18 protein-coding genes are annotated in these 25,037 nt (G+C 39.8%); 8 read left to right on the top strand and 10 right to left on the bottom strand.

The window, feature by feature from the left end; translation table 11 throughout:
• Positions 1-233: 233 nt before the first annotated feature.
• The 7 genes from G0Q07_RS00610 to G0Q07_RS00580 form a co-directional block, all read right to left on the bottom strand.
• Positions 234-5,987 carry a T9SS type A sorting domain-containing protein gene (locus G0Q07_RS00610; RefSeq protein ID WP_163344247.1) on the bottom strand — a complete coding sequence of 1,918 codons (5,754 nt, stop codon included), beginning with the start codon at positions 5,985-5,987 and terminating at the stop codon, positions 234-236.
• A gap of 23 nt (positions 5,988-6,010) precedes the next feature.
• Entirely contained in the window at positions 6,011-7,060 is a 1,050-nt protein-coding gene (locus tag G0Q07_RS00605) for a hypothetical protein (protein WP_163344245.1), read from the bottom strand.
• A gap of 36 nt (positions 7,061-7,096) precedes the next feature.
• Positions 7,097-8,125, bottom strand: coding sequence for a hypothetical protein (locus tag G0Q07_RS00600; RefSeq protein WP_163344243.1), 1,029 nt, complete (start codon positions 8,123-8,125; stop codon positions 7,097-7,099).
• A 418-nt stretch (positions 8,126-8,543) separates the two neighbouring features.
• Positions 8,544-9,293, bottom strand: a complete 750-nt coding sequence (locus G0Q07_RS00595) for a LytR/AlgR family response regulator transcription factor (protein ID WP_163344241.1) — start codon at positions 9,291-9,293, stop codon at positions 8,544-8,546.
• Between the two features lie 49 nt (positions 9,294-9,342).
• Positions 9,343-11,886 carry a sensor histidine kinase gene (locus G0Q07_RS00590; RefSeq protein WP_163344239.1) on the bottom strand — a complete coding sequence of 848 codons (2,544 nt, stop codon included), beginning with the start codon at positions 11,884-11,886 and terminating at the stop codon, positions 9,343-9,345.
• On the bottom strand, positions 11,883-12,290 hold the full coding sequence (locus tag G0Q07_RS00585) for a hypothetical protein (RefSeq protein ID WP_163344237.1): 408 nt from the start codon (positions 12,288-12,290) through the stop codon (positions 11,883-11,885). The genes G0Q07_RS00590 and G0Q07_RS00585 overlap by 4 nt, the downstream gene beginning before the upstream one ends.
• 121 nt (positions 12,291-12,411) lie before the next feature.
• Complete coding sequence (locus G0Q07_RS00580) at positions 12,412-13,389, bottom strand: ROK family protein (RefSeq protein WP_163344235.1); 978 nt, start codon at positions 13,387-13,389, stop codon at positions 12,412-12,414.
• A gap of 391 nt (positions 13,390-13,780) precedes the next feature.
• Between G0Q07_RS00580 and yidD the strand changes: the two genes are divergently transcribed.
• From yidD to G0Q07_RS00560, 4 genes are all read left to right on the top strand, one after another.
• Entirely contained in the window at positions 13,781-14,050 is a 270-nt protein-coding gene (yidD, locus tag G0Q07_RS00575; protein WP_163344233.1) for a membrane protein insertion efficiency factor YidD, read from the top strand.
• A 117-nt stretch (positions 14,051-14,167) separates the two neighbouring features.
• Complete coding sequence (locus tag G0Q07_RS00570) at positions 14,168-15,043, top strand: metal ABC transporter solute-binding protein, Zn/Mn family (protein WP_163344231.1); 876 nt, start codon at positions 14,168-14,170, stop codon at positions 15,041-15,043.
• A complete protein-coding gene (locus G0Q07_RS00565) occupies positions 15,043-15,789 on the top strand; it encodes a metal ABC transporter ATP-binding protein (RefSeq protein ID WP_163344229.1) in 747 nt (248 codons plus the stop codon). The genes G0Q07_RS00570 and G0Q07_RS00565 overlap by 1 nt, the downstream gene beginning before the upstream one ends.
• Before the next feature lies 1 nt (position 15,790).
• Positions 15,791-16,600, top strand: a complete 810-nt coding sequence (locus tag G0Q07_RS00560; RefSeq protein ID WP_203532631.1) for a metal ABC transporter permease — start codon at positions 15,791-15,793, stop codon at positions 16,598-16,600.
• 384 nt (positions 16,601-16,984) lie between these two features.
• Here the strand turns inward: G0Q07_RS00560 and nagB are convergent, their stop codons facing one another.
• From nagB to G0Q07_RS00545, 3 genes are read right to left on the bottom strand one after another with little or no spacing between them, the layout of a single operon-like run.
• Entirely contained in the window at positions 16,985-17,764 is a 780-nt protein-coding gene (nagB, locus tag G0Q07_RS00555) for a glucosamine-6-phosphate deaminase (RefSeq protein ID WP_163344227.1), read from the bottom strand.
• Positions 17,765-17,778: 14 nt separating this feature from the next.
• Positions 17,779-20,085: a glucosamine-6-phosphate isomerase gene (locus G0Q07_RS00550; RefSeq protein ID WP_163344225.1), complete on the bottom strand. Its 2,307-nt coding sequence runs from the start codon at positions 20,083-20,085 to the stop codon at positions 17,779-17,781.
• A 3-nt stretch (positions 20,086-20,088) separates the two neighbouring features.
• Positions 20,089-21,306: an ROK family transcriptional regulator gene (locus G0Q07_RS00545; protein WP_163344223.1), complete on the bottom strand. Its 1,218-nt coding sequence runs from the start codon at positions 21,304-21,306 to the stop codon at positions 20,089-20,091.
• Between the two features lie 193 nt (positions 21,307-21,499).
• On the opposite strand from G0Q07_RS00545, the gene G0Q07_RS00540 reads away from it, so the two are divergent.
• The 4 genes from G0Q07_RS00540 to G0Q07_RS00525 all read left to right on the top strand — a co-directional run bounded on the left by G0Q07_RS00540 (position 21,500) and on the right by G0Q07_RS00525 (position 24,912).
• Complete coding sequence (locus G0Q07_RS00540) at positions 21,500-22,600, top strand: Sb-PDE family phosphodiesterase (RefSeq protein ID WP_163344221.1); 1,101 nt, start codon at positions 21,500-21,502, stop codon at positions 22,598-22,600.
• Between the two features lie 44 nt (positions 22,601-22,644).
• Positions 22,645-23,313 (top strand): ferredoxin--NADP reductase, encoded by a 669-nt coding sequence (locus G0Q07_RS00535; protein ID WP_163344219.1) that lies wholly within the window; start codon positions 22,645-22,647, stop codon positions 23,311-23,313.
• A gap of 173 nt (positions 23,314-23,486) precedes the next feature.
• Positions 23,487-24,197 (top strand): outer membrane lipoprotein-sorting protein, encoded by a 711-nt coding sequence (locus tag G0Q07_RS00530; RefSeq protein ID WP_163344217.1) that lies wholly within the window; start codon positions 23,487-23,489, stop codon positions 24,195-24,197.
• A 199-nt stretch (positions 24,198-24,396) separates the two neighbouring features.
• The gene (locus G0Q07_RS00525; protein WP_163344215.1) at positions 24,397-24,912 is read left to right on the top strand and encodes an OmpH family outer membrane protein; all 516 of its coding nucleotides are present in this window, start codon (positions 24,397-24,399) and stop codon (positions 24,910-24,912) included.
• The last annotated feature ends 125 nt before the right edge of the window (positions 24,913-25,037 follow it).

Genomic DNA, 25,037 nt, shown 5'->3' with positions numbered 1-25,037 from the left:
ATAGGCGATGGTCGTTTCTTCCTGCCGACGGCCATGCTAATTGGCTTGAGCCAAGTAGTATACACAACGGTTAATACTTTATTGACTTGTTTTTCTGGAAATATCGTTTGCTACAGCGGATGAATGAATCTTAATTCTGATAGACCATAAGATTTTGAAAGAATATTGCAGGCGCTTGCTGCCAATACATGCACAAAAAAAAGCGAACCGTATTGGCCCGCTTTTTTGTTCCCTTATTTTTTATCAAGAATTAATTTCCTGACAATTCGTTTGTTGTGCATTTGTAGAATAACCAGATAAGAGCCACTAATATTTTCTGATAAGTTAAAAGTGATTCGTTCTCCGCTTTGATATGTTTTTCGTAGAACCTGGCTTCCGGTAATGTTTGTTACCAGCAGCTCAATTTCTCCTGTTGGAGGATTAAACAGATCAATATTTACCTCGCCTCTGGTTGGATTTGGATAAAGATTTATTTCGAAATTGTTTGCTTCCAATTGTGAGATTCCAACCTCTAACGGATCAATACAAACGCGGAAAGTATCTCGTGTTGTTGCTCCGGTCTCATCCTCAATTGTTAGTACTAAGTTGAAACATCCGGTGTCTGTTTCAGTTGGAATAAAGGTTAAAATGTACTGCTCATCTTTTTCCTGAATAACAACCCAGTCTGGTATACCCTGTTCTCCTGGACTTAACCCGAAAACAAGAGTCGTGTCGTCGGTATCATTAAAATACTCGCCTGGTATCTTACTCACGGTTATTGTTACAGAGTCGCCGGCAGTCATTATTTGATCTTCAATTTCCTGCACAATTTCAGGAATATCGTTTACTGCATTTACAGTTAGAAGGAAGCTAATTTCAGAAGTGTTTCCTAGCGAATCTTGCACGGTAACAAATATGCTGTCGGTACCGTGTTGGTTTTCTTGTAGCAAGATCTCTAGTACTGCAGTGCTGTCAAATGCTGAATGACTGATCTTAAGCGCACTTATCAACTCTGTATTTTGGTTTGTTGCAGAAAGATCAACATCCCAGACTTCGCAAGCTGTTCCTCCCGATATCCCGCTTAGTACAAGCTGAAGCGTAGTGTCCTCGTTTATTATTTGATCGGGAATGTCGTCAATTTTAGGATCCGAAACCAGATCTGCAACTGTAACTATAGTTTCGCAGATTGCCTGATTTCCAACAGCATCTTTTACTTTAACACTAACAGTATTTTCGCCAATGTTTTCGCAAGTAAATGTTGATGGAGAAACAATGATCTCAAGATCTTCAAATTTACTGATATCATCGTTTGATCCCTGTGCGATATCTACCAAATCAAAATTGCTAAGTGAATAGAATCCATTCTGATCGAGTTCAACTTCAATAGGGTTACATTTTGCTACAGGAGCAATATCATCCCGCACCTGTAGATGCATGGTAATTGTACTGTCGCATCCTAAAATGGTTGAATAGGTATTTGAGAATGTTCCGGTTTTTGTTAGTTGTTGAGAACCAAAAATATAAGGCAGCTCCGATGGGCTGATTGTTTCGTAAAAGTGAGTTGTATAACTCTCATAAACCGTAAGATCAAGAGTTACCAGACTATCGCAACCATTAGCAGCTATAAAAGTTTCGGAGAATACACCACTTGCAGTAAGTGACTGAGTTCCGAAAGCGTATGGCAAATCGTTTTCACAAATCGTATCAGCATAAAACGAGTTAGTAGTATCGTTGATTGCAAAAACCAGAACAACAGTACTGTCGCATCCAAAAGATGATGTAAATTGTTCGGTGTAGATTCCCTCAGCCAGCAACGTTTGTGTTCCGAAAGTAAAAGGTAACTCATTTTCGCAAACAGTGAGGGTATCGGAGATACGGAAAGGATCGCTTACCGTCAGGTTTAATATTACCGTACTATCGCAACCATTGCTTCCTGTAAATGCTTCGGTATAAGTGCCAGTGCCTGTTAGTGTTTGTGTCCCAAATGAATAAGGCACATCTCCGGCGCAAATAACGACTTCTTTATTTTGAAGAACAGTGTCCAGTACATTTAGCGTAAGAATAATGGTGCTGTCACAACCATTCTCAGCAGTGTAAACATTAGTAAACACACCACTTGAATCAAGCTTTTGTAATCCAAAATTGTAAGGTAATTCACTCTCGCATATCGTAACTTCTTGTTCTGTCAAAAATGAGTCAAGTACTGATAAAATGAGAGAAACGGTGCTGTCGCAGCCAGTTGATGCAGTAAATTGTTCAGTGTAACTTCCGTCAGCCAACAGAGATTGTGTCCCGAAAATATATGGCAACTCGGATTCACAAACCGAAACTTCTTTCGCCACCACAGAAGTATCACTCACAATGAGTGTTAGAACTACAGTACTGTCGCAACCATTTTCCTTGGTAAAAGTTTCGGAATAAACCCCGCTGGTGCTGAGACTTTGTGTACCAAAAGTGAAGGGTATTAGATTCTCACATATTTCAAATTCTTCAGTTACCAGCGAGGTGTCAAGTACATTTAGGGACAGGATTACAGTACTGTCGCAACCCCGAATATTGTTTAGATTTTTTGTGTAAATACCCTCATTATAAAAGGTATCTAAACCAATTATAAGTGGCAGGTCGTTTTCACAAACCGACATTTCTACTTCTGTTAACGAAGTATCATTAACAGTTAGTGTGAGTGTAACCGTGCTGTCGCAGCCATTAACATTGGTAAATATTTCGGTGTAAATACCACTTGATGTTAGTGAGGATTCGCCAAAGGTGTAGGGCAAATCGTTTTCACATATTGTTACTGCATCGGCAATAACAGAGGTACTGTTTACAACAAGACTAAGGGTTACTACACTATCGCAACCGGAAACAGAGGACAAGGTATGCACATATTTTCCAGTGGTATTATAAGATGTACCGCCAAAAGAGTAGCTGTCGTCTTCGCATATAGCAACTAAAGTCGTGTCGCTATATACCGGATTTACCTGCAGGTTTAGCACAATAACGCTGTCGCATAATAATGCTGATTGCAGTGTATCTCTATAACTGCCGGATGTTGTTAATGTTTCTCCTGCAAAACTTACACTTTCTCCTTCACAAATTGAAGAGTCAATCGGGATTTCATAAACCGGATGAACGTTTAGTGTTAATACAACAATACTGTCGCAGTTGGAAACCGTTTGTAAAGTATCCCTGTAAATCCCGTCGGCATATAGTTCTTCCCCTGCAAAATTGTATGTATCACCTTCACAGATGTCGGCTTCAAGTAGAGTTTCAATTGCCGGGTCAACAGTTAGTGTTAAAGTTAATATGCTATCGCAGCCGTTCACGGTTTGCAAAGTGTCTTTGTAAATTCCTTCGGATACCAGTTCATTCCCGTTAAATAGGTAACTGTTGCCTTCGCAAATGCTTGCTGCAAGAGGTATTTCGTAGGTTGGATGTACTATTAGTTTTAGTGTTAGAATACTGTCGCAACCATTTGCCGTTTGCAGGGTGTCAGTGTAATTACCCGGAGTGGTCAGTGTTTCTGTCCCGAAAATATAGCTGTCTCCCTGGCAAATCGCAACCGAATCAAGTTCTACCTCATATACCGGATTAATTTTAAGATTGAAAGAAACTACACTATCGCAACCATAACTGTTTGAAAAGGTTTCCGAATAAAATCCTTCAGTGCTTATTTGTTGACTTCCCAGCTGATAGGGTAAATCCGTTTCACATACTTCAAAATTGCCTTTTTCAGTAAGAAGGATATCATCAAAAAATAGTTTGGTTGTTCCACTGTTTCCGGCGCAAAGCATAACATCAATTGTTTCAACAGTTGGATGCATCGGAAAATCTGACGTTGTCTCAGTGCTGCTCGTACCTGTTACCAGTGTATTGTTGATGAAAACCCGATATGTTCGGTTAACAAGGTTATGGATCATTTTTACGTGGTACCACTGTCCAGGAGTATAATCCATAATTTCGTAGACGGGGCCACCCGAATATGTAGCAGAGATTTTTCCACCATAAAATTGTAAACGTGATGTACGTGTTCCCCACGTTCCTACATTAAAATTACCAACGCCAATACTTCCCGTTAAGCCTGAAAGGATTTTTTCGCAATTCACCCAGGCTTCAAGTGTTGCTTCTGTTGGCATTGTCGGGGGCCGTTGATAAAATTCTGAAGCATAGCCAGAGGAGCCTTCCATCTGAAATGATTTTGTTCCGTTCTTGACCGGGTCATCCACAACAATTTGATTTGCACTGCCGGTTCCGTGGTACTTCTGAATCCAGTCAGCCGGAGCAGCATTTAGATTATCATTTTCAAATGAACTAAAGAAAATGGTATCAACATCTCCCATCCAAATGTTTTGTGATGGGTTAACAGTTATCCCACCAACAATTGTATCGTATGCCGATTTTGCACTGTCGGTGTGAGTAACAATTGCAGTAACTTCAAAGGTGCCGGCGTTAGTATAAGTGTGTTCGGGCATAAAATCCAGCGAAGTTGTTCCGTCGCCAAAGTTCCATTCAATTACATCTGCATCCGAATAATCAGACGTGAAGCTTACTGTTGAGCCCTCACAAATTGTTGAAACTGAAGCAGAAATGGAAAGTGTCGGATTAATCTCTTTTTGGTACGTATCACTAAATGCACTGCTCCAGTTTCCTTGACTATCCTGGAACTGGAAGCTAATGAGGTGTTCTCCACCTGCAAAATTTATGGCATCCAGTATCTCATCGAGTTCAAGTGTTTGCACCGGAACTGTCAGATCTATTTCGGTAGCTGCTTCAATATTGCTGTCGATCCAGTAACGATATCTTACTATTTTGTTATCGGCAGTTAATACATCATCTTCGTATACGCTAAAGAATGTCGTTATCGCACTACTCCAACTGCCGGCTTCGTCGCCAAAGCGATAGGTAAGTGTATGTAATCCATTGTTTAATATTGAAACATCGAGTTCTTCATCAAGAACGAGTAATTCGGCAGGTACAACAGCTTCTGTATTTACCTGCGAATAATCACCATCAATCCAGTACTCAACTTTCACAACTTCACGTAATGTGGGTACAGGATCCGGAGGGTATTTCACAAATAAAGTGGAATATGCCGGGCTCCAGTTTCCGGCTTCGTCGCGATATCTGCTACTTACCGCATGAAGTCCATCGCTTAAGTTAGCAACATCAATCTGTTCATCTATGGAAAGTATCGTAGCATCGGTAACCGGATCATTATGAACAGATGAATAATCGCCATCAAACCAATATTCCCGCGCCGTAATTTTATGTAGTTCAGGAAGTGATTCCGGATTTTCTTTGGTAAAAAACCACGATGCAACCGGTCCCCATTTTCCGGCTTCATTCTGTACGCGTAAACTTACAAAATTAAATCCTTCACGAAGTGTAGAAACATCAAACATACCTGTTAAATTGAGCGATGAGGTGGCTGCAAATGATGAATCGTGTTTCGACGAATAATCATCGTTAAACCAGTATTCCGCCGCAATTAGTTGTGTTAATCCACTGGTGCCTTCTTTCTTGAAAAAGCGGACCATTGGTGAACTCCATATTCCACGGTCGTCTTTAAAACGAACAGTCACGGTATGTAAACCATCAATTAGCGAACTTACATCAAGCAAGGTGTTAAAGTCAACACTGCTGTTCGGTGTTAATGGCGTTTCAATTGCTGATGAATAATCGCCGTCGTACCAGTATTCGGCATCGGTAACCAAGTGCACTCCTGCATCTGATCCCGGGTAATAGGTGAAAAACTGAGTGAGCACCGAACCCCACATACCACGTGTGTCTTTAAAGCGCACGGTAAAGGTATGCAGACCCGGTTCAAGGGAACTTAAGTCGAGCAGATCGGTGAACGAGACATTTGTGCCCGGTGTTACCGATTGCTGCACAGCTGTGCCATAATCGCCATCGTACCAGTATTCCACTGCCGAAATATTGGTTTGCGCCGATAACCATGTAGGTAGCAACAGCCAAATTATCAGATAGATAAATCGTTTCTTTTTCATTTTTTTTAGTTTGAAAATCGGATTTACCTGCTTTGTGCCTGTGCGTTTACATCAACTCCCAGTTGATCATTTGTTGCTTTAGTTGCAATAACAGCCGTATTAATGTGCGGGTAATACGGAATAGTCTTATAAGGCGTTGGTGATCCATAAATTCCAGGATTTGTCCCATCGTTGGCAGACAGCAAGATACTTACGGTTGCACCATCGCTTTCTGCTGTTCCGGTTACTGAGCTTAAATGGTAGTCATTATCATATTCAAATGTATATACGTTTCCGTTAATTGTTGTGTAGGCTGCAGCATCCCCAACATTATAAATATTGTTAGCCCCTCCATTTGAACTCGTACCGCCGTAAGGAATACCTTCTGCAAAAACATTATTATAGAGGTTATTACTTTCTGAATTATATAGTCCTCCCCTTAATCCGAACACATTATTTGTAAATGTGCAACCGCTTGCCCACCTTATTGATGAATTACCGTAAGATGAAGATCCGTTTACATTTATTGAATTGTGGTTAAAATTTGATTGGTAGAATTTATCGATGTAAGAAAATATAAGAGACTTCTCTACAAGACAGTTGCTTCCATATTTTGCATCAATACTTTGCAATACACATTCTGAAATTTGGAAGTTTAGGTTGGGATTTCCTGTTTCAACGTTGCGAAAAGTTACTGTATTCATAACTCTGCATCTTTTCATTTTGATATTAACAACCTCATCGTCGGAGCTACCAAAATTCAGATAGCTGGTGAATAAAATTCCCTCAAACGAACTGTTATCGGAATTACCGGTAAATGTAAGGCCGGAAGTAATTCGAGTTTGCATGGTTGCCCCAGTTTCCGATGGGTAATGTCCGTGTCCCACCCAATGCAGGGTTTTATCAATGGTTTTGGTCGTAATAGTAAATCCCCCGCCCGGAAGATAAAGCGTATCGCCTGCAACGGCATTGGTAATAGCGGTATTAATGTTGCTGTAAACTTCGGTTTTGGTTCCGTTTTGCACTACAAATTGTGCCTGTCCCCAGCTAATAAGTGCAAGAAATAGAAATGGAAGTATGATTATTTTTTTCATGATTATCAATTTTTTAATGAGAATGAATACAACTTATTAGCGTTCCTGAGCCGCTACTCTAATTTGAACACCCAGGTTTCCGCCAACAGCTTCGTTATCAATATCAGCGGTTTGAATGTGTGGATGATACGGAACTGCTCCTTCTTTGTATGGCAGAGAAGTACCATAAATTCCAATGTTAGTGCCGTCGGTTGCTGTGTTAATTCCCGGGCTACCCGATTTTAAATGATAATCGTTGTCGTAAGAAAACGTGTAAATATTCGCGCTATTCGAAATATCGGTGTATATATTTTGCCAGCCAACATCAGTTATATTTCCGGAACCCGTCATAGTAGAAGTAGTTGGATCATAAGGCAAAGAAGACTGAAAGAGGTTATTTTCGAAATTACAATTGTAGGTGTTATAAAGTCCGTATGAATAACTAAATACATTGTTTGTAAACTGGCAGTTCTCGCAATACTCAATAACACGATTATTGTAATCGTAGTCGTTTACAGAATTGTGATTAAAGAATGATTGATAGAAATTGTTTAAAGTGCTGAAAATTAGATTTTTTTCGACTCGGACATTTTTCCCATAACGACCATCAATTCCCTGGGTAACACATTCAGTAAGATGAAACGAAAGGTCAGGATTGCCGCTGCCAATATCTGTAGTATTTCTCAAATACAGCGTTCCTCCTATTCGGCAACGTTTCATATCCACACCGGTACAATCATCATCTGTTGATCCGAATATAACATTGCTTTGAAAAAAGATACCTTCAAAAGAGCTGTTGTCACAACTGCCAGAGAAGGTGACTTGATTTGTAATTTGTGTGTGGCCGGTGGCAACTGTCGAATCGGGATAATGTCCAACACCTCGCCAATGCAGGGTTTTATCAACTGCGGTAGAGATGGAGAATCCTCCGCCCGGCAAATAAATAGTATCTCCGACTGATGCTGCAGTGATTGCTACATTAAGGTCATCGAAAGTTTGAGCTGTGCCGTTTTGCACAACAAATTGTTTTTGGGCAAATGTTGTAATTGCCAAAAACAGTAAGGGTAAAAAGTAAAGCTTTTTCATGGTTATTACATTTAGAATTTGATCCCTTGTGCGGATTGTAAAAAATTTTCACCATCAAAAAAGTTATTATTACCGGCCTTTTTTTAAGTTAGAGCCGGATTAAATGACTGTGATATGCATTGGTTTCTTAGCCAAGCTACAAGGCAGCAGTTCTTTTCAATCTCACACAATTGCGGAATGTTAGTTAAACTTTTGGTACATACATTTTAATTTCCCAATCAGGGGAAATGAATCATTTTGAATAAAAATACTTTGATTTTGTGTGCTATCATATAGCCGTTCAGAACGATTCAACGTACCGTTGATTTCAACCAACCATCCGCACTGATATGCCGATTAACCGTTTAATTCAGAATTAATCCGAATAAGAACGGTGTAGGGGTATAGCCATTTTCTATCGCAATTGAAAGGTGTTTTTTTAGCTCTGTGTTTTATAGGTCAAAATTTTCATTTCAATCTCTTTACGCCGGTCGCGGGCAACTTCAAGACGCGTTCCGTGGCTCAGTTTAATAAAGCGCCCGCCATACGCCACAATATGTTCCATATTTACGAGGAACGATTTGTGAACTCTCAGAAACGGAAATTCGCGGAATTCGTTTTCCCAATAACCGAGGTGACGCGAGGTAAATAACTCTTTGATTTGGTTTTGTTCATCGAGGTAATGAATTGCAGAATATTCTTTTTCCGCTTTCAAATACAAAACCTGTGAGGCCGGTAAAAATACAGTTTTGTTTTGTCCCTTAATAACCAGTTGTTTGTTGTGCAGTGCGTTAATGGTTTGCAGTAATTGTTCCAGTTCCTCTTTTCTGAATATTTTACTTTTAGCCTTTTCAATGGCTCGTAGCAAATCGTCTTTGTCGATGGGTTTGGTAACGTAGTCGATTGCATTAAATTTAAAGGCTTTCAGTGCAAAATCGTTGTACGATGTTACAAAAATAATTTGCAGTTTATCCCATTTCCATGCTTTCAACATCTCAAAAGCATCAAAATCGTCGTTAAACTGAATGTCGAGAAAAACAAGATCGAATGTTAGTAGGGGAAGTTTTTCAATAGCTTCGCGGCCTGAATAACAAACATCAACAATCTCAATGTCAGGAGCGTATTCCTGCAATATCTTTTCCAAATTCAGTACTGAAAGTTTTTCATCTTCAACAATTACTGCTTTCATATTTATATCGTTAAGCTCTTTTATACATCTCAATTATCGTCTTTGCCATTTAAAAATCATCAGCTTTAAGTACCAGCGGTATCCGAAAACTTACATTTGCTCCCGGATTCCGGTCGCTGATTTCAAACTGTAAATTTTGTCGTTTCTGAAGTAATTCAATTCGTTCTCGCGTAATCTTGGTTCCTAATCCGGTGCCAAATGAGTTTGATTGTTCTTTAAATCCTTTGCCGTTGTCGAGTACCGAAATGTATAAAAACCGATTTCTGACTTCAATATTGATTACTATTTCAGCATTATTAATTTTTACACCACTAAAACCATGTTTTATCGAATTCTCAACAAGAGGTTGCAGCATCATTGGAGGAACCAGTATTTTTTCGGTTGAATGATTTTGCGGGAGTACAATTTTGAATGAAAAACAATGATTACACCTAAATTGCTCCAGTTCCATATATTTACTCACGATTTCAATTTCGCTGTTCAAACTGATGGATTCCTTTTTTACATTTTGAAGAATTACACGCAATAATTTCGAAAAACTTACAATGTATTGGTTGGCTTGTTTTTTATAACCTGCATTAACCAGCCCGCTAATGTTATTCAGGCAGTTCATTACAAAATGTGGATCAAGTTGTGCTGCTAGTGCTTCGCTTCGTAATTGGGTGAGTCTTTGTTTGGTGGCCGCTTTCTTTTTTTCCCGTTTTCTGAAATACTGAATTAAGAAAAATACTGCAACAGAAAGAACCACCACCTCGATAACAATAAACCACCATTTCTCCCAAAACGGATGTTTAATGGTAAATGTAGCGTGTAATGTTTCGGAAGTAGCCTGGCTAACACCGGCATCGGCTTTAACCTCAAATTCATACTTTCCAGGGCGCAGATTGTAGTATATTATTTCGTTATTGTCGGTGGCTTCCGACCAATTTTCCTGCAATCCCTTTAATCGATAATAGTATCGAATATTACCGGAATTAGTGAATGAAACCGCATCGATTGAAAATTTCAGGTTGTTGTGTTTGTAATCAAAAGTTGTGCTTTTGACAGTGGTTTCCGGATTCCACTGAATATTATCCACTGATGAGTTGACATTGAGAAAGATACGCGGTGGAATAATCTGTTGCTGAATTAATTGCATTGGATCAAAGCGAGTTACCAAATCGCTCGTTGGAATCCAAAGCATTCCTTCAGCGTCGGTGAGGAACCCGTTTTGGCCACATTCAATACCCGTAAAACCATTACTTTGGTTGAACAAGATGGTTTCAAACACGCCACTTTCGTAATACTTTTGCAAATCGGCAATGTATAATCCTTTTATTCCTCCCAGAAAAAGGAAGTGGGGCTTAACAAATATCATCGAATAAAAAGCTTCTCCTTCCCTCGATTCAATCTGTTTTACCGAGTTGCCGTTAAATAAATTCACATGCTCGATGCCGGCTACCCAGATATTTTTGTGATGATCTTTTGCCAGTGAATAGCTATGCAGGAGATGTGCATTATCGTAATGAATAATGCGGTTGTTTTTAATAACGCTTAGGCCGTTTCTTCCAATTACCACAAGGTTGTTATTTTTATCGAATTCAAAATTCAATACACTCGAAACGCCCAGTTCTTCTCTTGTCCAGCTTTTTACCTTATTGTTTTCATCAAGAATAAATAGTCCGGGATATCCGCTGCAATAAAGTTTCCCATCGGGGTAAACTTTTGTCATTTGAAAAGGTAATTCCGGCAAGCCCAAAACCGGAGAAAATTTTTCTGATTCGTATTTTAGTACATTATATTCGGTAGGGAAAAACAGGGTTGATCCGCGTCGGCTTGCACCCATGTAGTAGGCGTAATAGTTCGGAACAGGTCTGCGTTTCAGGTGTTTCGGAAGCTGGCGATTAACCACATTTGTATAATCAGTAATGTTTTCCCCATCCCATTTCCACAGTCCATTTTGGTACGACGCAAACCAAAAATTGTGTTTCTCATCTTCCTGCACCGACCAAACCCAGTCTTTGTTTCCCATATTAAATTTGAAATTCTGGAAATTCAGTTGGAAAAAATTGTACAACCCTTCTTCAGTAGCTACCCACAGGTTGTCTTCCACATCGTAAACAAGGTCGCGAATATGTGTCAGTTCTTCTTTGATGACTGTTAATTTGTTTTTATAGATGTACAGATTTTGATCTGTTTTTACAATTAAAGCATCGTTTGCAGGGCTTGAAATTAGTTTAAAAAACCCGGCTGGTTCTGCTATTGAAAAAAGAGGCGAAATTTTATCGTTGTGAATAAGAAAAACCTCATGTTGGTTATTATATCCAGCAAAGTCGTTTCCAAACTGAACAACACTGATAATATTTTCTGAGGTGTACAATTGGCGAATTAAATTACCGGTTGTAACATCCGAAATATAAATGCTGTCGGCATTCATTTGCCACATGTAATTCTGGCTGCCTTCTTCCATAAAAATTACGGAGCCCCATTCCGGATTGATGTTATATAGCTTTATGGAATCAATAGTTGAATAGTCCATTACCTGTTGGAGCATCTCCGAATCAGGAGAAGAATCGTAAATAATTTTTTGTTTAAAACGATGGGATTGTTTCATCGTAGAAGAACTTTTTTCCCATCGGGGTAGTTGCGAGTTAAAATGCTGTCGCCTGCGAGATTGGCAAAAGAATGGGAGCCAAATAATAGCAGTTGTTGGTCTCTGGTTTCGCCAATCAAGGTTAAATCAAAACCCGGCAAAATTGCTTTCGGGTAGTTTTTAAAACGGTAACCATCAAAACGGCTTAGTCCGGCTTTGGTTGTGCACCACAAATACCCTTTGCTATCGATAAACATAGACATTACCTGCATTTGTGCCAAACCATCCTGCACGGTGTAGTGTTTATAGCTGAACTCTTTGGTAGCTTCCTGCGAATGTGCAGGAGCTGTTTGAACTAGCAGAAGCCAAAAAATGAAGCTATAAATGAAAAAAAGGATTGATTTGATATTGGCAACTTTTGGCATTTGTTTTATAGCGGATTCTTAGTTGCTAAGATAAATTATTCCTATAGTAATTTTAGATTAAAGTCAAAAAAAAACAGAAACTCATTGAGCTTCTGTTTTTTAAAAAGTATGTTGATAAATGTTATTTTTCCAATTCTTTCCAGGCCAATGCACTCGCTCCAACAATGGCAGCATCGCCGGGCTTCAATTCCGATGGAAGGATTTTGATCTTCTCTTTAAAAATAGGAAGCAAGTGTTTTTCCATGTGTTTTTTAGTTGGCGCAAAAATGTAATCGCCGGCAGCGGTTGGTCCGCCAAACAGGAATACTGCTTCGGGGCTCAGGTGGTGAACTGTGTCAGCCAATCCTTGTCCGAGCCATGCACCCGTTTTTTCAAATACTTCTAATGCAACTTTGTCGCCTTTTTCGGCAGCATCGTATATCATTTTCGAGTCCAGCTCGTTAAACGATTTGTCAGCAAGCAAACTATCAGTAGCATTTTTCTGCACCATAATTTCAAACGCAGTACGTTTCATTCCGGGAGCCGAGCAGTAAGCTTCAAGGTGCCCCAGTGCTGTACATCCGCAAAGACGTCCGCCGGGAATGAGCGTTGTATGTCCGCACTCGCCTGCAAAACCATCGTGACCGTAAACCAGATCGCCATTAACAACAATACCACTACCAACGCCGGTACCCAATGTAAACATTACAAAGTTTTTCATGTCTTTGGCTCCACCGTAAATCATTTCGCCAATGGCTGCTGCGTTAGCATCATTTGTCAGTGCAAGTGTTTCCATTTCAGGGAAGTGTGTGCGAAGCAGTTCTACTAAGCGCACCACTCCTTTAAACGACAAGTTAGGAGCATATTCAATTGTTCCGCTGTAGTAATTACCGTTTGGAGCGCCAATTCCTATACCGAAAACTTCTAAATTCTCATTCAATAACTTAACTGATTTGATCAATTCTTTAATGGCTGCTGCCAAATCTGAGATGTATTGGTCGATATTGCCATGCGATGGTGTAGAAATATTGTCTTTTACCATCACATTTCCTTCAGCGTCAACAACGCCAATGGCAGTATTTGTTCCGCCAATATCAACTCCAATTGCTACTTTCTTCATTTTTATTATGCTTAATTAATTTAGATTCTGTCTGTTTTTTTTAGTGCGTTAGCAAAATTAAAAATATTATGCAATTGACATGGGAACCCACAGTGGTTTATGGCTATTTATTTTGAATTCAGTTAAGCTTTAACGTTTTTTAACCTGATTAATTTAGAAATAAATTAATCACCCGGCGGGCGGACGAAATAATTGGAAAACAATTATTTGTCCGGGTTAACCTTGACATTGAAAATCTTAAATGTGATTCAATAAAAACGTATACTTTACAGATTTTTAATCGTCAACACATAGTGTGAAAAATTCTATGAATTTTTCAGGTTAAGACGAATCGTAAATCCAAATCACAAAACAACGCTAAATTTTAATCGTACATTTGTTCCCTGAAATTATGAAAGCAGTTGGAAAAGTAATTTTGAAGTTTTTAGGGTGGATACTTTTAATTCCCATTTATATCTACAAATACGCCATATCGCCACTTACTCCTGCCTCGTGCCGGCATGTCCCCACGTGTTCGGAATATGCTGTGCAGGCGATTAAGATACATGGCCCGTTTAAAGGATTTATGTTGACCGTGAGGCGCCTTTCAAAATGTCATCCGTGGGGAACTGATGGTTACGACCCTGTTCCGCCAAAAGAACCCGGCGCAAAAAAGTTTTAATCCGAGTTTGTCTTAAAATCGAATTCCGATTATTAAAAACGATTCCTTTTAATTATTCCAAAACATAAAACTAAATTTGTGGAACATTGTTAAGATGAGACATTAAAAAATACATTGATGAAGAGAATAATACTTTTGTTGGTTATGGCAACTTTGTTTGCCGCATGTGGAAACCAAAAGAAAGAAGAAAAAAGTGCTGCGGCAGATGTTGTTACCGTGAGTATTTTACCGCAAAAAACATTTGTTGAAAAAATAGCGGGCGACGATTTTGAGGTGAATCTGCTTATTCCTCCCGGATCGAGTCCGGCAGCTTATACGCTTTTACCTTCGCAACTGAAAGATATTACGCGTTCGGCTATTTGGTTCCGAATTGGCTACATAGGTTTTGAGCATTCGTGGTCGGATAAAATAGCGCAAGCCAATTCAGATATGAAAGTGGTTAATATTTCGGAAGGCCTCGACCTTATTGCCGACAAAATGGAACAACATGGTGATCATGTACATATCGATGGTGTTGATCCGCATGTTTGGTTGTCGCCGGTTTTGGTAAAACAAATGGCAAAGGTAATTCTCGACGAGCTTTCAACCTTAAAACCTGAAAAGGCAGCAGAGTACCAGACCAATTATCTGCGTTTTGTTAAAGAATGCGATCAGCTTCATGTCGATCTTAAAAATCAACTTAAAGATTACGCAGGACGAAAGTTTATTGTTTTTCACCCCAGCCTGTCGTATTATGCCCGCGAATATGGTCTCGACCAGCACTCGCTTGAAACCGGAGGAAAAGAACCAACACCTCAGCTGTTGCGCAATGTTGTTGATATGGCTAAAACGGAAGGAATTAAAATCGTTTACATACAAAGCGAATTTGACCGGGAGCATGCACGTGTTTTTGCCGATGAGATTGGTGGCGAGATCATCCAGATTTGGCCTCTGAACCCAGAATGGGAAGAAAACCTGAGACACATCACTGAAATTCTGACTGATAATTTTTAATGAGTCCATTAATAAAAATAGAAAACCTGACGGTTGCTTACGATAAAGTGCCTGTGCTGGAAAATGTCGATCTTGAAATTTTTGAGAAGGATTTTCTGGGTTTGATAGGCCCTAATGGTGGTGGCAAAACAACATTGTTAAAAGCCATTTTGGGATTGAAGAAACCGGAATCGGGAAAAATTCATTTTTCAAAAGAAATGAGTGGCCGAAAAAAACCAATTGGTTATTTGCCGCAGGTAAAACATATCGACCAGAAATTCCCGATCACTGTTTTTGATGTGGTACTTTCGGGAGCAATTATGCAAAATCGTCAAAAAGAAAAGAGTGAAGCTAAAGACAGGGCAGAAGCTTTACTGGTAGAAATGGGTGTTGCCGGAATTCGGAACAAAGCCATTGGCGAACTTTCTGGCGGGCAAATGCAACGCGTGTTTTTATGTCGTGCTTTGCTTAGTAAGCCCAAGCTGCTAATTCTGGATGAACCGGATACTTTTGTTGACAACCGCTTTGAAGGTGAACTCTACGAAAAACTCCGACAACTGAATAAAGACTTGGCCATTGTTCTGGTTTCGCATGATTTGGGAACCATTAGCAGTTATGTAAAGTCGATTGCTTGTGTTAATACCTTCGTGCATTATCATCCAAGTAATATTATTTCGCAAGAACAGCTGGCCAATTACAACTGTCCGATACAAATTTTATCGCACGGCGAAATACCACACACCGTTTTAAAGCAGCATAACCACTGATATGAATGCAATTATAGAATTATTTTCATACGATTTTTTTCAGAAAGCATTTCTGGCCGCTGTGTTTGCCAGTATTTCGTGCGGGATAATTGGTGCTTACATTGTTTCGCGGCGTATTGTTTTTATCAGTGGCGGAATTACTCATGCATCGTTTGGTGGAATAGGACTTGCTTTTTTCCTCGGATTTAATCCTTTGCTGGGAGCAGTGCTTTTTGCCGTTTTATCAGCTTTGGGTATTCAGTTTTTTACCAAAGTAGCCGAAATCCGCGAGGATTCATCTATCGCAATTTGGTGGTCGCTGGGAATGGCATTGGGAATTATATTTGTTTTCCTAACTCCGGGATATACACCCAATCTAATGAGCTACCTGTTCGGAAATATTCTTACTGTCACTACTTCCGAGCTTTGGTGGATGTTTGCGCTTAATCTGTTGATTGTTGTTTTCTTCGCCGTATTCCTGCGTAAAATCCTTTACATAGCTTTCGACGAAGAATTTGCCCGCACTGCCGGTTTGCCGGTAGCCTTGTTCAACTACCTCATTATCGTACTTATTGCGCTAACCGTTGTTTTGAACATTAGGGTAGTGGGTATCATTCTTATTTTGTCGTTACTCACCATACCGCAGGCATCAGCCAATTTATTCACTAACGATTTTAAACGCTTGCTGGTCTATTCATCGTTGTTTGCCTTTGTGGGAACAATTGCCGGACTGTTTATTTCTTACTTCCTGAATATTCCTTCGGGCGCTGCAATAATTTTTACGCTGGTTGTTATTTTTGGTGTACTGAGGTTGGTAAAATCATTTGTGTGATGTTTGCGCAGAAGAAGGAAAAAATACACACCTGCCCAAACTGTAATTTTCAATTCTCAAATCTCGATGTTCCACGTTCGTGCAGTAATTGTTTTGCCTGCACCGGATGCGAAATTTATAGTTGTCCATCGTGCAACAATGAGGTGGTTGTTAAGCCAGTGAAGAAAAGATCTGCAGGTCAGTAGTATAAAGGATCTTGGTAGTTACTTCACAAAAAAAACATGTTTAAAAAATTGTAGAATCAAGCAGTTCTTCTTTGGTTCAGTTGAAAAGAAAATGTATTTTCGGGATGTGATAATCACTAATCAATTCGGGATTATTATTTAACACAACTGCCCGCTCTGAAGATTCAGGCGGGCAGTTTTTTATTAAAACTCAGTTGGTTTAAACTGATTCTTTAAAATACTTTACAGTTCCTACTTTTAGTTCCATTGTGGCATCTTCGTCGCAAACTATAATTCCGTTAGGGTGCATTTGCATGGCCGATAATGTCCACATGTGGTTAATTCCGTTTTCCACTACATTTTGCAGGGCGCGGGCTTTTTTATATCCGTTTACCAAAACCAGCACTTCTTTCGAGTCGAGCACAGTTTGTACACCAACAGTTAAAGCCTGTTTAGGTACCTGGTTCAAATCGTTATCGAAGAAACGTGAGTTGGCCACAATCGTATCGTAATTAAGATCTACCAAACGTGTGCGCGACTGAATCGATGACCCCGGGATATTAAAAGCCAGGTGACCATCGGCACCCATTCCACCCATAAACAATTCAATGCCACCGTACGATTCTATTTTGGCTTCGTAACGCTCGCATTCTGCATCCAGGTCGGCTGCATTTCCGTCAAGAATATTGATATTTTCTTTCTGAATATCGATGTGGTTAAAAAAGTTATCGAACATAAAACAGTGGTAGCTTTCCGGATGATCTTCGGCAATACCTACGTACTCGTCCATGTTAAAAGTTACCACATTTTTAAATGATACTTTCCCTTGGTTGTATAAGTCGATCAGTGTTTTGTAAGTGCCAAGTGGTGTTGATCCGGTTGGTAACCCCAGCACAAACGGTTTTTCTGCCGATGGCTTAAAATCATTAATTTTTTCGGCAATATGATTTGCAGCCCAAATGCTCAATTCGTCGTAGTTGTTATGAATAACTAGTTTCATTATATGTGGTTTTTTTAAAGTATATTTTCCATTGCTTTTCCCAGTTTCTGGGCTTCTTCAAGGAATTGCTCAACAGTTAATTCGCGGTGGTAAATTACACCATGTGTGGCGCGTAACAGCGGCGAATCGTTTTGGTAGAAAAAGTTTTTACCCAGCAGCAGCTGTATTTGTTTATGCTGATCGAACCAAACGCGTTGTGTCAGATCGCTGAATTTTCCATCGAGCTGGTAACTCGGGAACGAAGCATTGACTTGAGTAATGTAACACTCCGAAAACGACTTGCCCAGTGTTGCCAGCGAGTTAAGCGAAACCGGAACGATCACCTCCACATCCCACGGGTTGTATTTAAACCATACATTACGGTAACCAACAATTCGCAGTTCGCTCAGGTCTTCTTCTTTGCTCCAGTCCTCAACGGCTTTTGCAATTGCCATCAACACTTTATAGTGCGTATCAGGGCCGCTTCCCTGCGGATCCATAGCCAGACTAATTACAGTTGGTTTGTATTTTCTAAAGTCTTCCAAAATTGGAAGGATGTCTTTTTCGTAGTTCGATTCGCCCGAGTAAAAGCCCAATCGCAAGTGATGAACATTTTTCACCATAATGCCGTAGTGCGCCCAAACCAGTTCCTCTTCAAACTCGCGGATCATACCTTTCAGCTTCTGAATTTTTGATGGATTTTTTCCACCGTCATAGGTATTTTTCAAACTGGTATGGATTTCAAAAATGGTCTCACGAAGTTCTTCCTCGTTGTTAATTCCCCAAATGGAAACCAATGCACGTATAACGCGGTGGCAAACTCCGCGACGTTTTTCTTCTTCATCCTGCGCCGCAATGTTGTCGAGGTAGTGGTAAATATCTTTGTCCCACTTGTATTTATACCCGTCTTTAAAAAAGTCGGGGAAGTCAATCATCTCAATTTTCCCCTGGTCCATCAGGTCTTTCGTATCAACCAGAAGATCGTATAGAAATGTGTTTGTAACCGCAGTAAAACCTGATGTAGCTACCGAAAAATGAAGCTCGTTACTGGCATCGCGCGACTGGCGATTGGTAGATGGCATAATGCCAAGCATAATATCGTCGTGGTGCGGGCCGGTATGGTAATACACCTGGTCCACCTCTTTTTCCATCCCTTTTTGCAGTTTTGCTAAAATGGAATCGATTACCGACTGAACCGTGTTTTCGTTCAAATCAGGAATCATACTGCAGTATTTATCAGCTTTTAGGTCTTCCAAATCCAGTTTAGAGCCAAATTTGTTTATTTTTTTGCAGAGCTCAATTACCGCTCTTTCTGTTTTCTGGTGGTTCCACGGTGTGCAAGTGTAATAGCTCTCAATGCTGTCTTCAAGTGCAACCGCTGCACCTTCTGTAAGGTAAAAACGGGCATTCTTCAATTTATGAAGAGCTGTCGCCGGATAAGTCACACTCGGTTCGCTTTCTAACGAAGCTTTTATAGTATCGGCAATGGCTTCTCCTGCAGCATAAACAATTGCTTTATTTTCAGGATTGAAAGTAAGTGTGCCCAAACCAATAGTAATTACCAGTCGGTTTTTCGATACCTCAATTCCACCCAAATCAGCTGCGGTTATGGCTTGCGTTTCAAAGTTCGTTTCGGTTAAACGTGTTGATGAGAAATGATCAGATCCGCGGGTATTAAAAGCGATCAGTCCATCGGGGCCAATACCGCTCAAGAAAAAGCCGATTCCTCCTTTTTCGCGGATCTTATTTTCGTAGGCCGTACACCAGTTATCGATTTTGAAAATCGACTCTTTTTGCAATTGCTCCTGGTGCGTTTTTGCTTCGCGATAACGCAAGGACAGGTCGATCTTAAAATCAGGGAAAATCTCGGAATAGTGTTTGCCTTCTGCCAGTTCAATTTCTTGTGAATTGATGAGCAGAGCTTTATCTTTATTAAAGCCTAAACCATCGATATATTGTTTTTGTGCATAGTTGTAAAGGCTGTTATGTTGTTCCGGGTTAATGGGGAAAAATTCGCCCATTTGTACAAAAGAGAGTTCGCTCAGATCGGGCTTATTTACATCGGCCAAACCATATTTTTCCAAAAAGTCTTTTCCTTTCTTGTTGTCCCAGTTATTGAGTAAAAGGTGTGTAAAATCAAGAAAATATTGTGCCGTTTTTCCTGTTGGTAAACTTACTACACCAGTCGGGTTTATACTTGCCCACTCTAAAAAGCTTAACGCTGAAAGCAACCCCAGTTTTGGAAAACTTTCGGTGGTGATATACGGAATTTTGGTCGAAATTTCTTTTGAGTTTGTTTCTTCGAAAAATGCTTCTTCAACCTTTGTAAAATTGATTGTCATATTTTATTTTTTTGAAATACGTTCCAGCGCATAAGCTGCGGCTCCCATGGTTCCCGCTTTGGTACCCAATTCAGAAAAAAGGATTTTGGTTTCGTTGCTTATGTCGCGGTTGCTAAATGTATGAATGGCTTGTTGAATGGGCGCCAAAATAAACTGACTGGCCACTGCAACTTGTCCACCAATAATTATCAATTCAGGATTAAATATCTGGATTAGATAGGCCATTCCTCTTCCTAACCATTTTCCTACTTCGGAGAATAAAGAAATAGCAAACTGGTCGCCGGAATTGGCTGCCTGAATGACTGTTGAAATATCTATTTTGTCTAAATCATCTTTAACCAGGTCCTTAATCAGCGAAGAATGTCCCTGTTGAATTCCTTCGCGGGCTTGCCGTGCAATGGCGTTGGCTGAAACAATTGTTTCCAAACAGCCCTGTTTTCCACAAACACAAAGCACTCCGTTATCGGCCAGTGGCAGGTGCCCGAATTCTCCCGAATAGCCGGATTTCCCGGTATAAAGCTTCCCGTTAACAATAATTCCTAGTCCCAAGCCCCAGTCGGCCTGCAACATCAATACGTTTTTCTTACCCTTCGCCAAACCAAAATACTGTTCAGCAAAAGTCCGCAATTTTGCATCGTGGTTGATAAAAACCGGTATACCAAATATTTGTTGTAATTGCGAAAACAGGTTCTTTTCTTCAGGGAAATAGGTTTGGTTGATGCCTTCTTTTTGGTTAATCAATCCCGGTAATTCGAGTCCGGCCACTAAAATCTTTTCGCGGTCGATATTACTATCTTTGATAACTTTCTCCAACTCGGCATTAACCTGGTTAAAAAGGTTAATGTCTGACGACATTTTTATGGGGAAATAGTGAGGGCCGCTAACTTCCTCGTTGCAGCTGTTAAAAATGGAAATAATAGTTCGGGCCACATTTATGGTTATTCCAACTACATAAAAACCGTTTTCAACAAGTCCGTAAATATTCGGGCGCCGGCCACCACTCGAATCGCCTCGTCCTAGCTCGGTTACCAATTGGTCCTCAATTAGCTCGAGTAGCAGGCTGTTTATTTTTGGTGTACTTAGTTTAATTTGGCGGGCAAGATCAGAATTTGAAAGCGGGCCGTTAAAATAAATTGAACGAAGAATCTGTTTTTTCTGGGCAATTTTCTTTTGCTCAACTGCCTGACTTTGATTTCCTGTGGTTTTAAATAGTTTTTCCATAACTGTATTCGCAAAAATCAGAATAATTTAAATATGAAACAAGCTTCTTTTTAAAAAAATTAAAAAGAACCGTGTAATTTTCCTAAATTTAATGTTTCATTTACAATTCATAAAAAATTAATATGATAATGTTTTAATGTTGGCTATTTTCGGAGAGATTTAAAATAGGGTTGAACAGCTAAAATTATCCAGTATGATAAAAAGATTAGGGTTTATAATTGTATTGCTAATTGTATGCAGCGAGTTTTTGAGCGCACAGACACGACGAATAATCAATATTCCGGATATTGATGGTTACAAAACATTGAAATGCGATTTGCACATGCACACCGTTTTTTCTGATGGTACTGTTTGGCCAACTGTTAGGGTTGAAGAGGCCTGGAAAGAAGGATTGGATGCCATTTCCATTACCGATCATATTGAATACCGTCCACATTCGATTGATGTTGTAGCCGATCATAACCGTTCGTACGATTTGGCAAAACCATTGGCCAATCAGTCGGATATTTTATTGATTAAAGGAACTGAAATTACGCGTAGTATGCCGCCGGGCCATTTAAATGCTTTATTTATTACAAATGCCAATTTGCTTGAACTGGAAGACGTGCAGGCCGCAATAAAAGAAGCGCGCGACCAGGGAGCTTTTATCATGTGGAATCACCCGTGCTGGGATGCACAGCAACCCGACTCGGTATTGTGGTGGAAAGAACATTCCTATTTTTTCGAGAATGATATGTTACACGGTATTGAGGTTTATAACTGGGAGTTTTGCCCGGAAGCCATGGACTGGGCTAACGAAAAAAACTTAACCATGCTGGGGAATTCTGATGTGCACGGGCCAATGGATGTAAGTGACGGACACCGCCCACTTACCCTTGTTTTTGCAAAAAACCGATCGATTAGCGGAATAAAAGAGGCCTTGTTCAACAGGCGAACTGCCGTTTATTTTGACAACATTATTGCCGGTCGTTCTGAATTTTTAGAGCCACTTTTTTTCGAGTCGTTGGAATACAGTAAAACACCTTTGAAGTTGAAAAATAAAGAATCAAAAGTGGTAAATATTACCAATAACTCAGATGTAGATTACGAACTGGAGCTGGTTCAGCCAGGCGTAGGTTTTGATGCTCCGGAAAGTATTACACTGAAAGCGCATCATGTTTCGGCTCTGAGTTTAAGTGGAAATTCTGATGAGATTGCAGATACAGGTAACCTGAATGTTTATTACCAGGTAAAAAATATGCTTACCGGTGTTGACGACAAGCTTGTGGTAACCTTCACTTTCCGAAACAATTAGCCGTATGTTTTGTTACGATGCTGTAATTTTCTATTCCGATATAAATGTCAGCAAGAACAAAAAAAGAACCCGCATTAATTGAGCAGGTCGTTACCAATAACGAAGAGATTTCGCCTGGTGTACATGTGATATCGTTTCGCAGGGATTCTGATTTTTTGCCCGGTCAGGTGGTGAAAATTGGAGTTGACACCGAGAATCCTCCCCGTATTTACAGCATTTGCAGCGGCAACCAGGAAGACGAGATTCGAATTCTGTTCAACATTAAAGACGATGGTTTTTTAACACCTAAAATGGCTGGTATGATTCCGGGCGATATTTTGTATGTATCGGAACCCTACGGAAGTTTTTTGGGTACCAATGAACCGGCCTGGTGGATTGCCTCCGGAACAGGGATCGCTCCTTTTTATGCCATGTATCGGTCGGGAATGTCGGAGAACAAAACACTAATACACGGAGTGAGGTATTTAAACCAGTTTTATTTTGAAGATGAGTTGGAGTGGTCGATGGGAAAAAATTATGTTCGTTGCTGCTCGCAGGAACAGTCGTGCGATGTTTTTCCGGGTCGGGTTACCAGCTATCTGGAGGGATTAACAGAGTTGCCCGATGTAAAATATTACCTGTGTGGAAAGGCGCTGATGGTAGTAGAAGTGCGCGATATGCTGATTGAAAGAGGTGTGGATTACGGAAATATTATTGCCGAAATTTATTTTTAGTCCCCTTATTTGATTCGGAGTGTAATATTTGTATTTTAGTGATACTAATTCTGTGCACTTAATTTTATAAAATAAAATCAAAATGAAACACGCATGCAAAACACATCTTAAAAGGGTGGTATTGTTATGCAAGTTTCAGAAAATTACCTTTAAAAACTTAAATTCATAAACACATGAAACGTACCTTTTTATTAGCCGCCTTAATGCTTTTTGCATTAATCAGCACACAAGCACAATCACTCGACAAAGTATTGGATAGTTACTACAAAGCCAACGGCCTGGATAAAATTGCCGATGTAAAAACATTCGATATTGAAGCAAAAGTTAGCGTAATGGGAATGGAAATGCCCATGCACATTAGAGTGAAAAACCCTGACAAGTTTAGGGTGGATATGGAAATGATGGGACAAAAAACCACAAGCGCTTTTGATGGCGAAAATGGATGGATGATTAACCCAATGATGGGAGCCGGTGTTCAGGATCTTGAAGGCGCCCAGTTAAAACAAGCAATGGGGCAGGCCGATATGGAAGGTGCCCTTTACAACTACAAAGCAAAAGGCAGTAACATTGAAATGCTGGGTAAAGTTGATGCTGATGGAGCAGAAGCTTACAAATTAAAACTTACGGATAAGGATGGCGCCGTTCAAACGTATTACATTAATGCTGACGACTATATGATCTCAAAAGTTGAATCGAAAGCTGAAGCCATGGGACAATCCATGGATATTGTAACTAAAATGGTAGAGTACAAAGACGTAAAAGGAATTAAGATGGCCAGTAAAATGGAAATTGAAATGCCAATGGGCAAACAGTCGGTGGTTATGGAAGAAATTAAAATTGATGAGCCAATTGACGATACTATTTTTGAAAAACCTGCAAAATAATTTTTACTACATATAAAATTTAAAGGGCGGTTTTCCGCCCTTTTTTAATGCACACTTTTTAAGACTAGAAACACTAATTAAGACTTACTTTCAGATTCTTTTAGTTTGTTAACTATTAACCCCGGTTAGTTTAACTTCTTTTAGCTGTTGTGGGGCAATATTTAAATCATCTTTGATAAAAATCTAAAAAACATAAATAATGAAAATAAAATTCCTTTTATCCGCAATCGTTGTTCTGTTTTTGGCCACTACAGTTAATGCACAACAAACCTTAAAAATTGGCCACGTTAATATTCAGGAACTGGTTCAAAAACATCCGTTAATGGATAGTATTCAAACCATAATTGAGCAGGAAGCAAAAGATATGCAAGAGATTTACGAGGAAATGATTTCAGAACACGAAGCTGCCATTCAAAAGTTTGAAGCAGAAAGTGAAGGTTATTCTGATTTTGTGAAAGAAACCCGGCAAAACGATATTTTGGAACAATCGCAAAAGATCCAAACCTACAACCAAACGGCACAACAGCAGTTGCAAAACCGGAATATGGAGCTTATTCAGCCGGTATACAAGCAAATTAACCAAGAGATTAGCAACCTGGCCGGAGCTCAAAATTTCACCTATGTGCTTGATGTTAGTGCAGGAAACGTGGCTTATATTTCGCCCGAAAGTAAAGATCTAACGCCTTTGGTTTTGGAGGCAATAAAAGGAAAATAAAGAAAAATTCGTTCACGCAAAGTTTCGGAGACGCGCAAAGATCCCAAAGAAATCATTTAGCGAACTTTGCTAAACCTTAGCGTTCTTTGCGTGAAATTAATCCTTCGTCAATAATCCTTTATCCT

Source organism: Draconibacterium halophilum (assembly GCF_010448835.1).
In the GTDB taxonomy this organism is placed as follows: Bacteria; Bacteroidota; Bacteroidia; order Bacteroidales; family Prolixibacteraceae; genus Draconibacterium; species Draconibacterium halophilum.
Note: the sequence above shows the minus strand (reverse complement) of the source record. Positions and strands in the feature narration are given on the sequence as shown.

Excerpts from the sequence above, each read along its gene's own strand:
- G0Q07_RS00610 (WP_163344247.1), bottom strand. The coding sequence starts at position 5,987 with ATGAAAAAGAAACGATTTATCTATCTGATAATTTGGCTGTTGCTACCT.
- G0Q07_RS00605 (WP_163344245.1), bottom strand. The coding sequence starts at position 7,060 with ATGAAAAAAATAATCATACTTCCATTTCTATTTCTTGCACTTATTAGC.
- G0Q07_RS00600 (WP_163344243.1), bottom strand. The coding sequence starts at position 8,125 with ATGAAAAAGCTTTACTTTTTACCCTTACTGTTTTTGGCAATTACAACA.
- G0Q07_RS00595 (WP_163344241.1), bottom strand. The coding sequence starts at position 9,293 with ATGAAAGCAGTAATTGTTGAAGATGAAAAACTTTCAGTACTGAATTTG.
- G0Q07_RS00590 (WP_163344239.1), bottom strand. The coding sequence starts at position 11,886 with ATGAAACAATCCCATCGTTTTAAACAAAAAATTATTTACGATTCTTCT.
- G0Q07_RS00585 (WP_163344237.1), bottom strand. The coding sequence starts at position 12,290 with ATGCCAAAAGTTGCCAATATCAAATCAATCCTTTTTTTCATTTATAGC.
- G0Q07_RS00580 (WP_163344235.1), bottom strand. The coding sequence starts at position 13,389 with ATGAAGAAAGTAGCAATTGGAGTTGATATTGGCGGAACAAATACTGCC.
- yidD (WP_163344233.1), top strand. The coding sequence starts at position 13,781 with ATGAAAGCAGTTGGAAAAGTAATTTTGAAGTTTTTAGGGTGGATACTT.
- G0Q07_RS00570 (WP_163344231.1), top strand. The coding sequence starts at position 14,168 with ATGAAGAGAATAATACTTTTGTTGGTTATGGCAACTTTGTTTGCCGCA.
- G0Q07_RS00565 (WP_163344229.1), top strand. The coding sequence starts at position 15,043 with ATGAGTCCATTAATAAAAATAGAAAACCTGACGGTTGCTTACGATAAA.
- G0Q07_RS00560 (WP_203532631.1), top strand. The coding sequence starts at position 15,791 with ATGAATGCAATTATAGAATTATTTTCATACGATTTTTTTCAGAAAGCA.
- nagB (WP_163344227.1), bottom strand. The coding sequence starts at position 17,764 with ATGAAACTAGTTATTCATAACAACTACGACGAATTGAGCATTTGGGCT.
- G0Q07_RS00550 (WP_163344225.1), bottom strand. The coding sequence starts at position 20,085 with ATGACAATCAATTTTACAAAGGTTGAAGAAGCATTTTTCGAAGAAACA.
- G0Q07_RS00545 (WP_163344223.1), bottom strand. The coding sequence starts at position 21,306 with ATGGAAAAACTATTTAAAACCACAGGAAATCAAAGTCAGGCAGTTGAG.
- G0Q07_RS00540 (WP_163344221.1), top strand. The coding sequence starts at position 21,500 with ATGATAAAAAGATTAGGGTTTATAATTGTATTGCTAATTGTATGCAGC.
- G0Q07_RS00535 (WP_163344219.1), top strand. The coding sequence starts at position 22,645 with ATGTCAGCAAGAACAAAAAAAGAACCCGCATTAATTGAGCAGGTCGTT.
- G0Q07_RS00530 (WP_163344217.1), top strand. The coding sequence starts at position 23,487 with ATGAAACGTACCTTTTTATTAGCCGCCTTAATGCTTTTTGCATTAATC.
- G0Q07_RS00525 (WP_163344215.1), top strand. The coding sequence starts at position 24,397 with ATGAAAATAAAATTCCTTTTATCCGCAATCGTTGTTCTGTTTTTGGCC.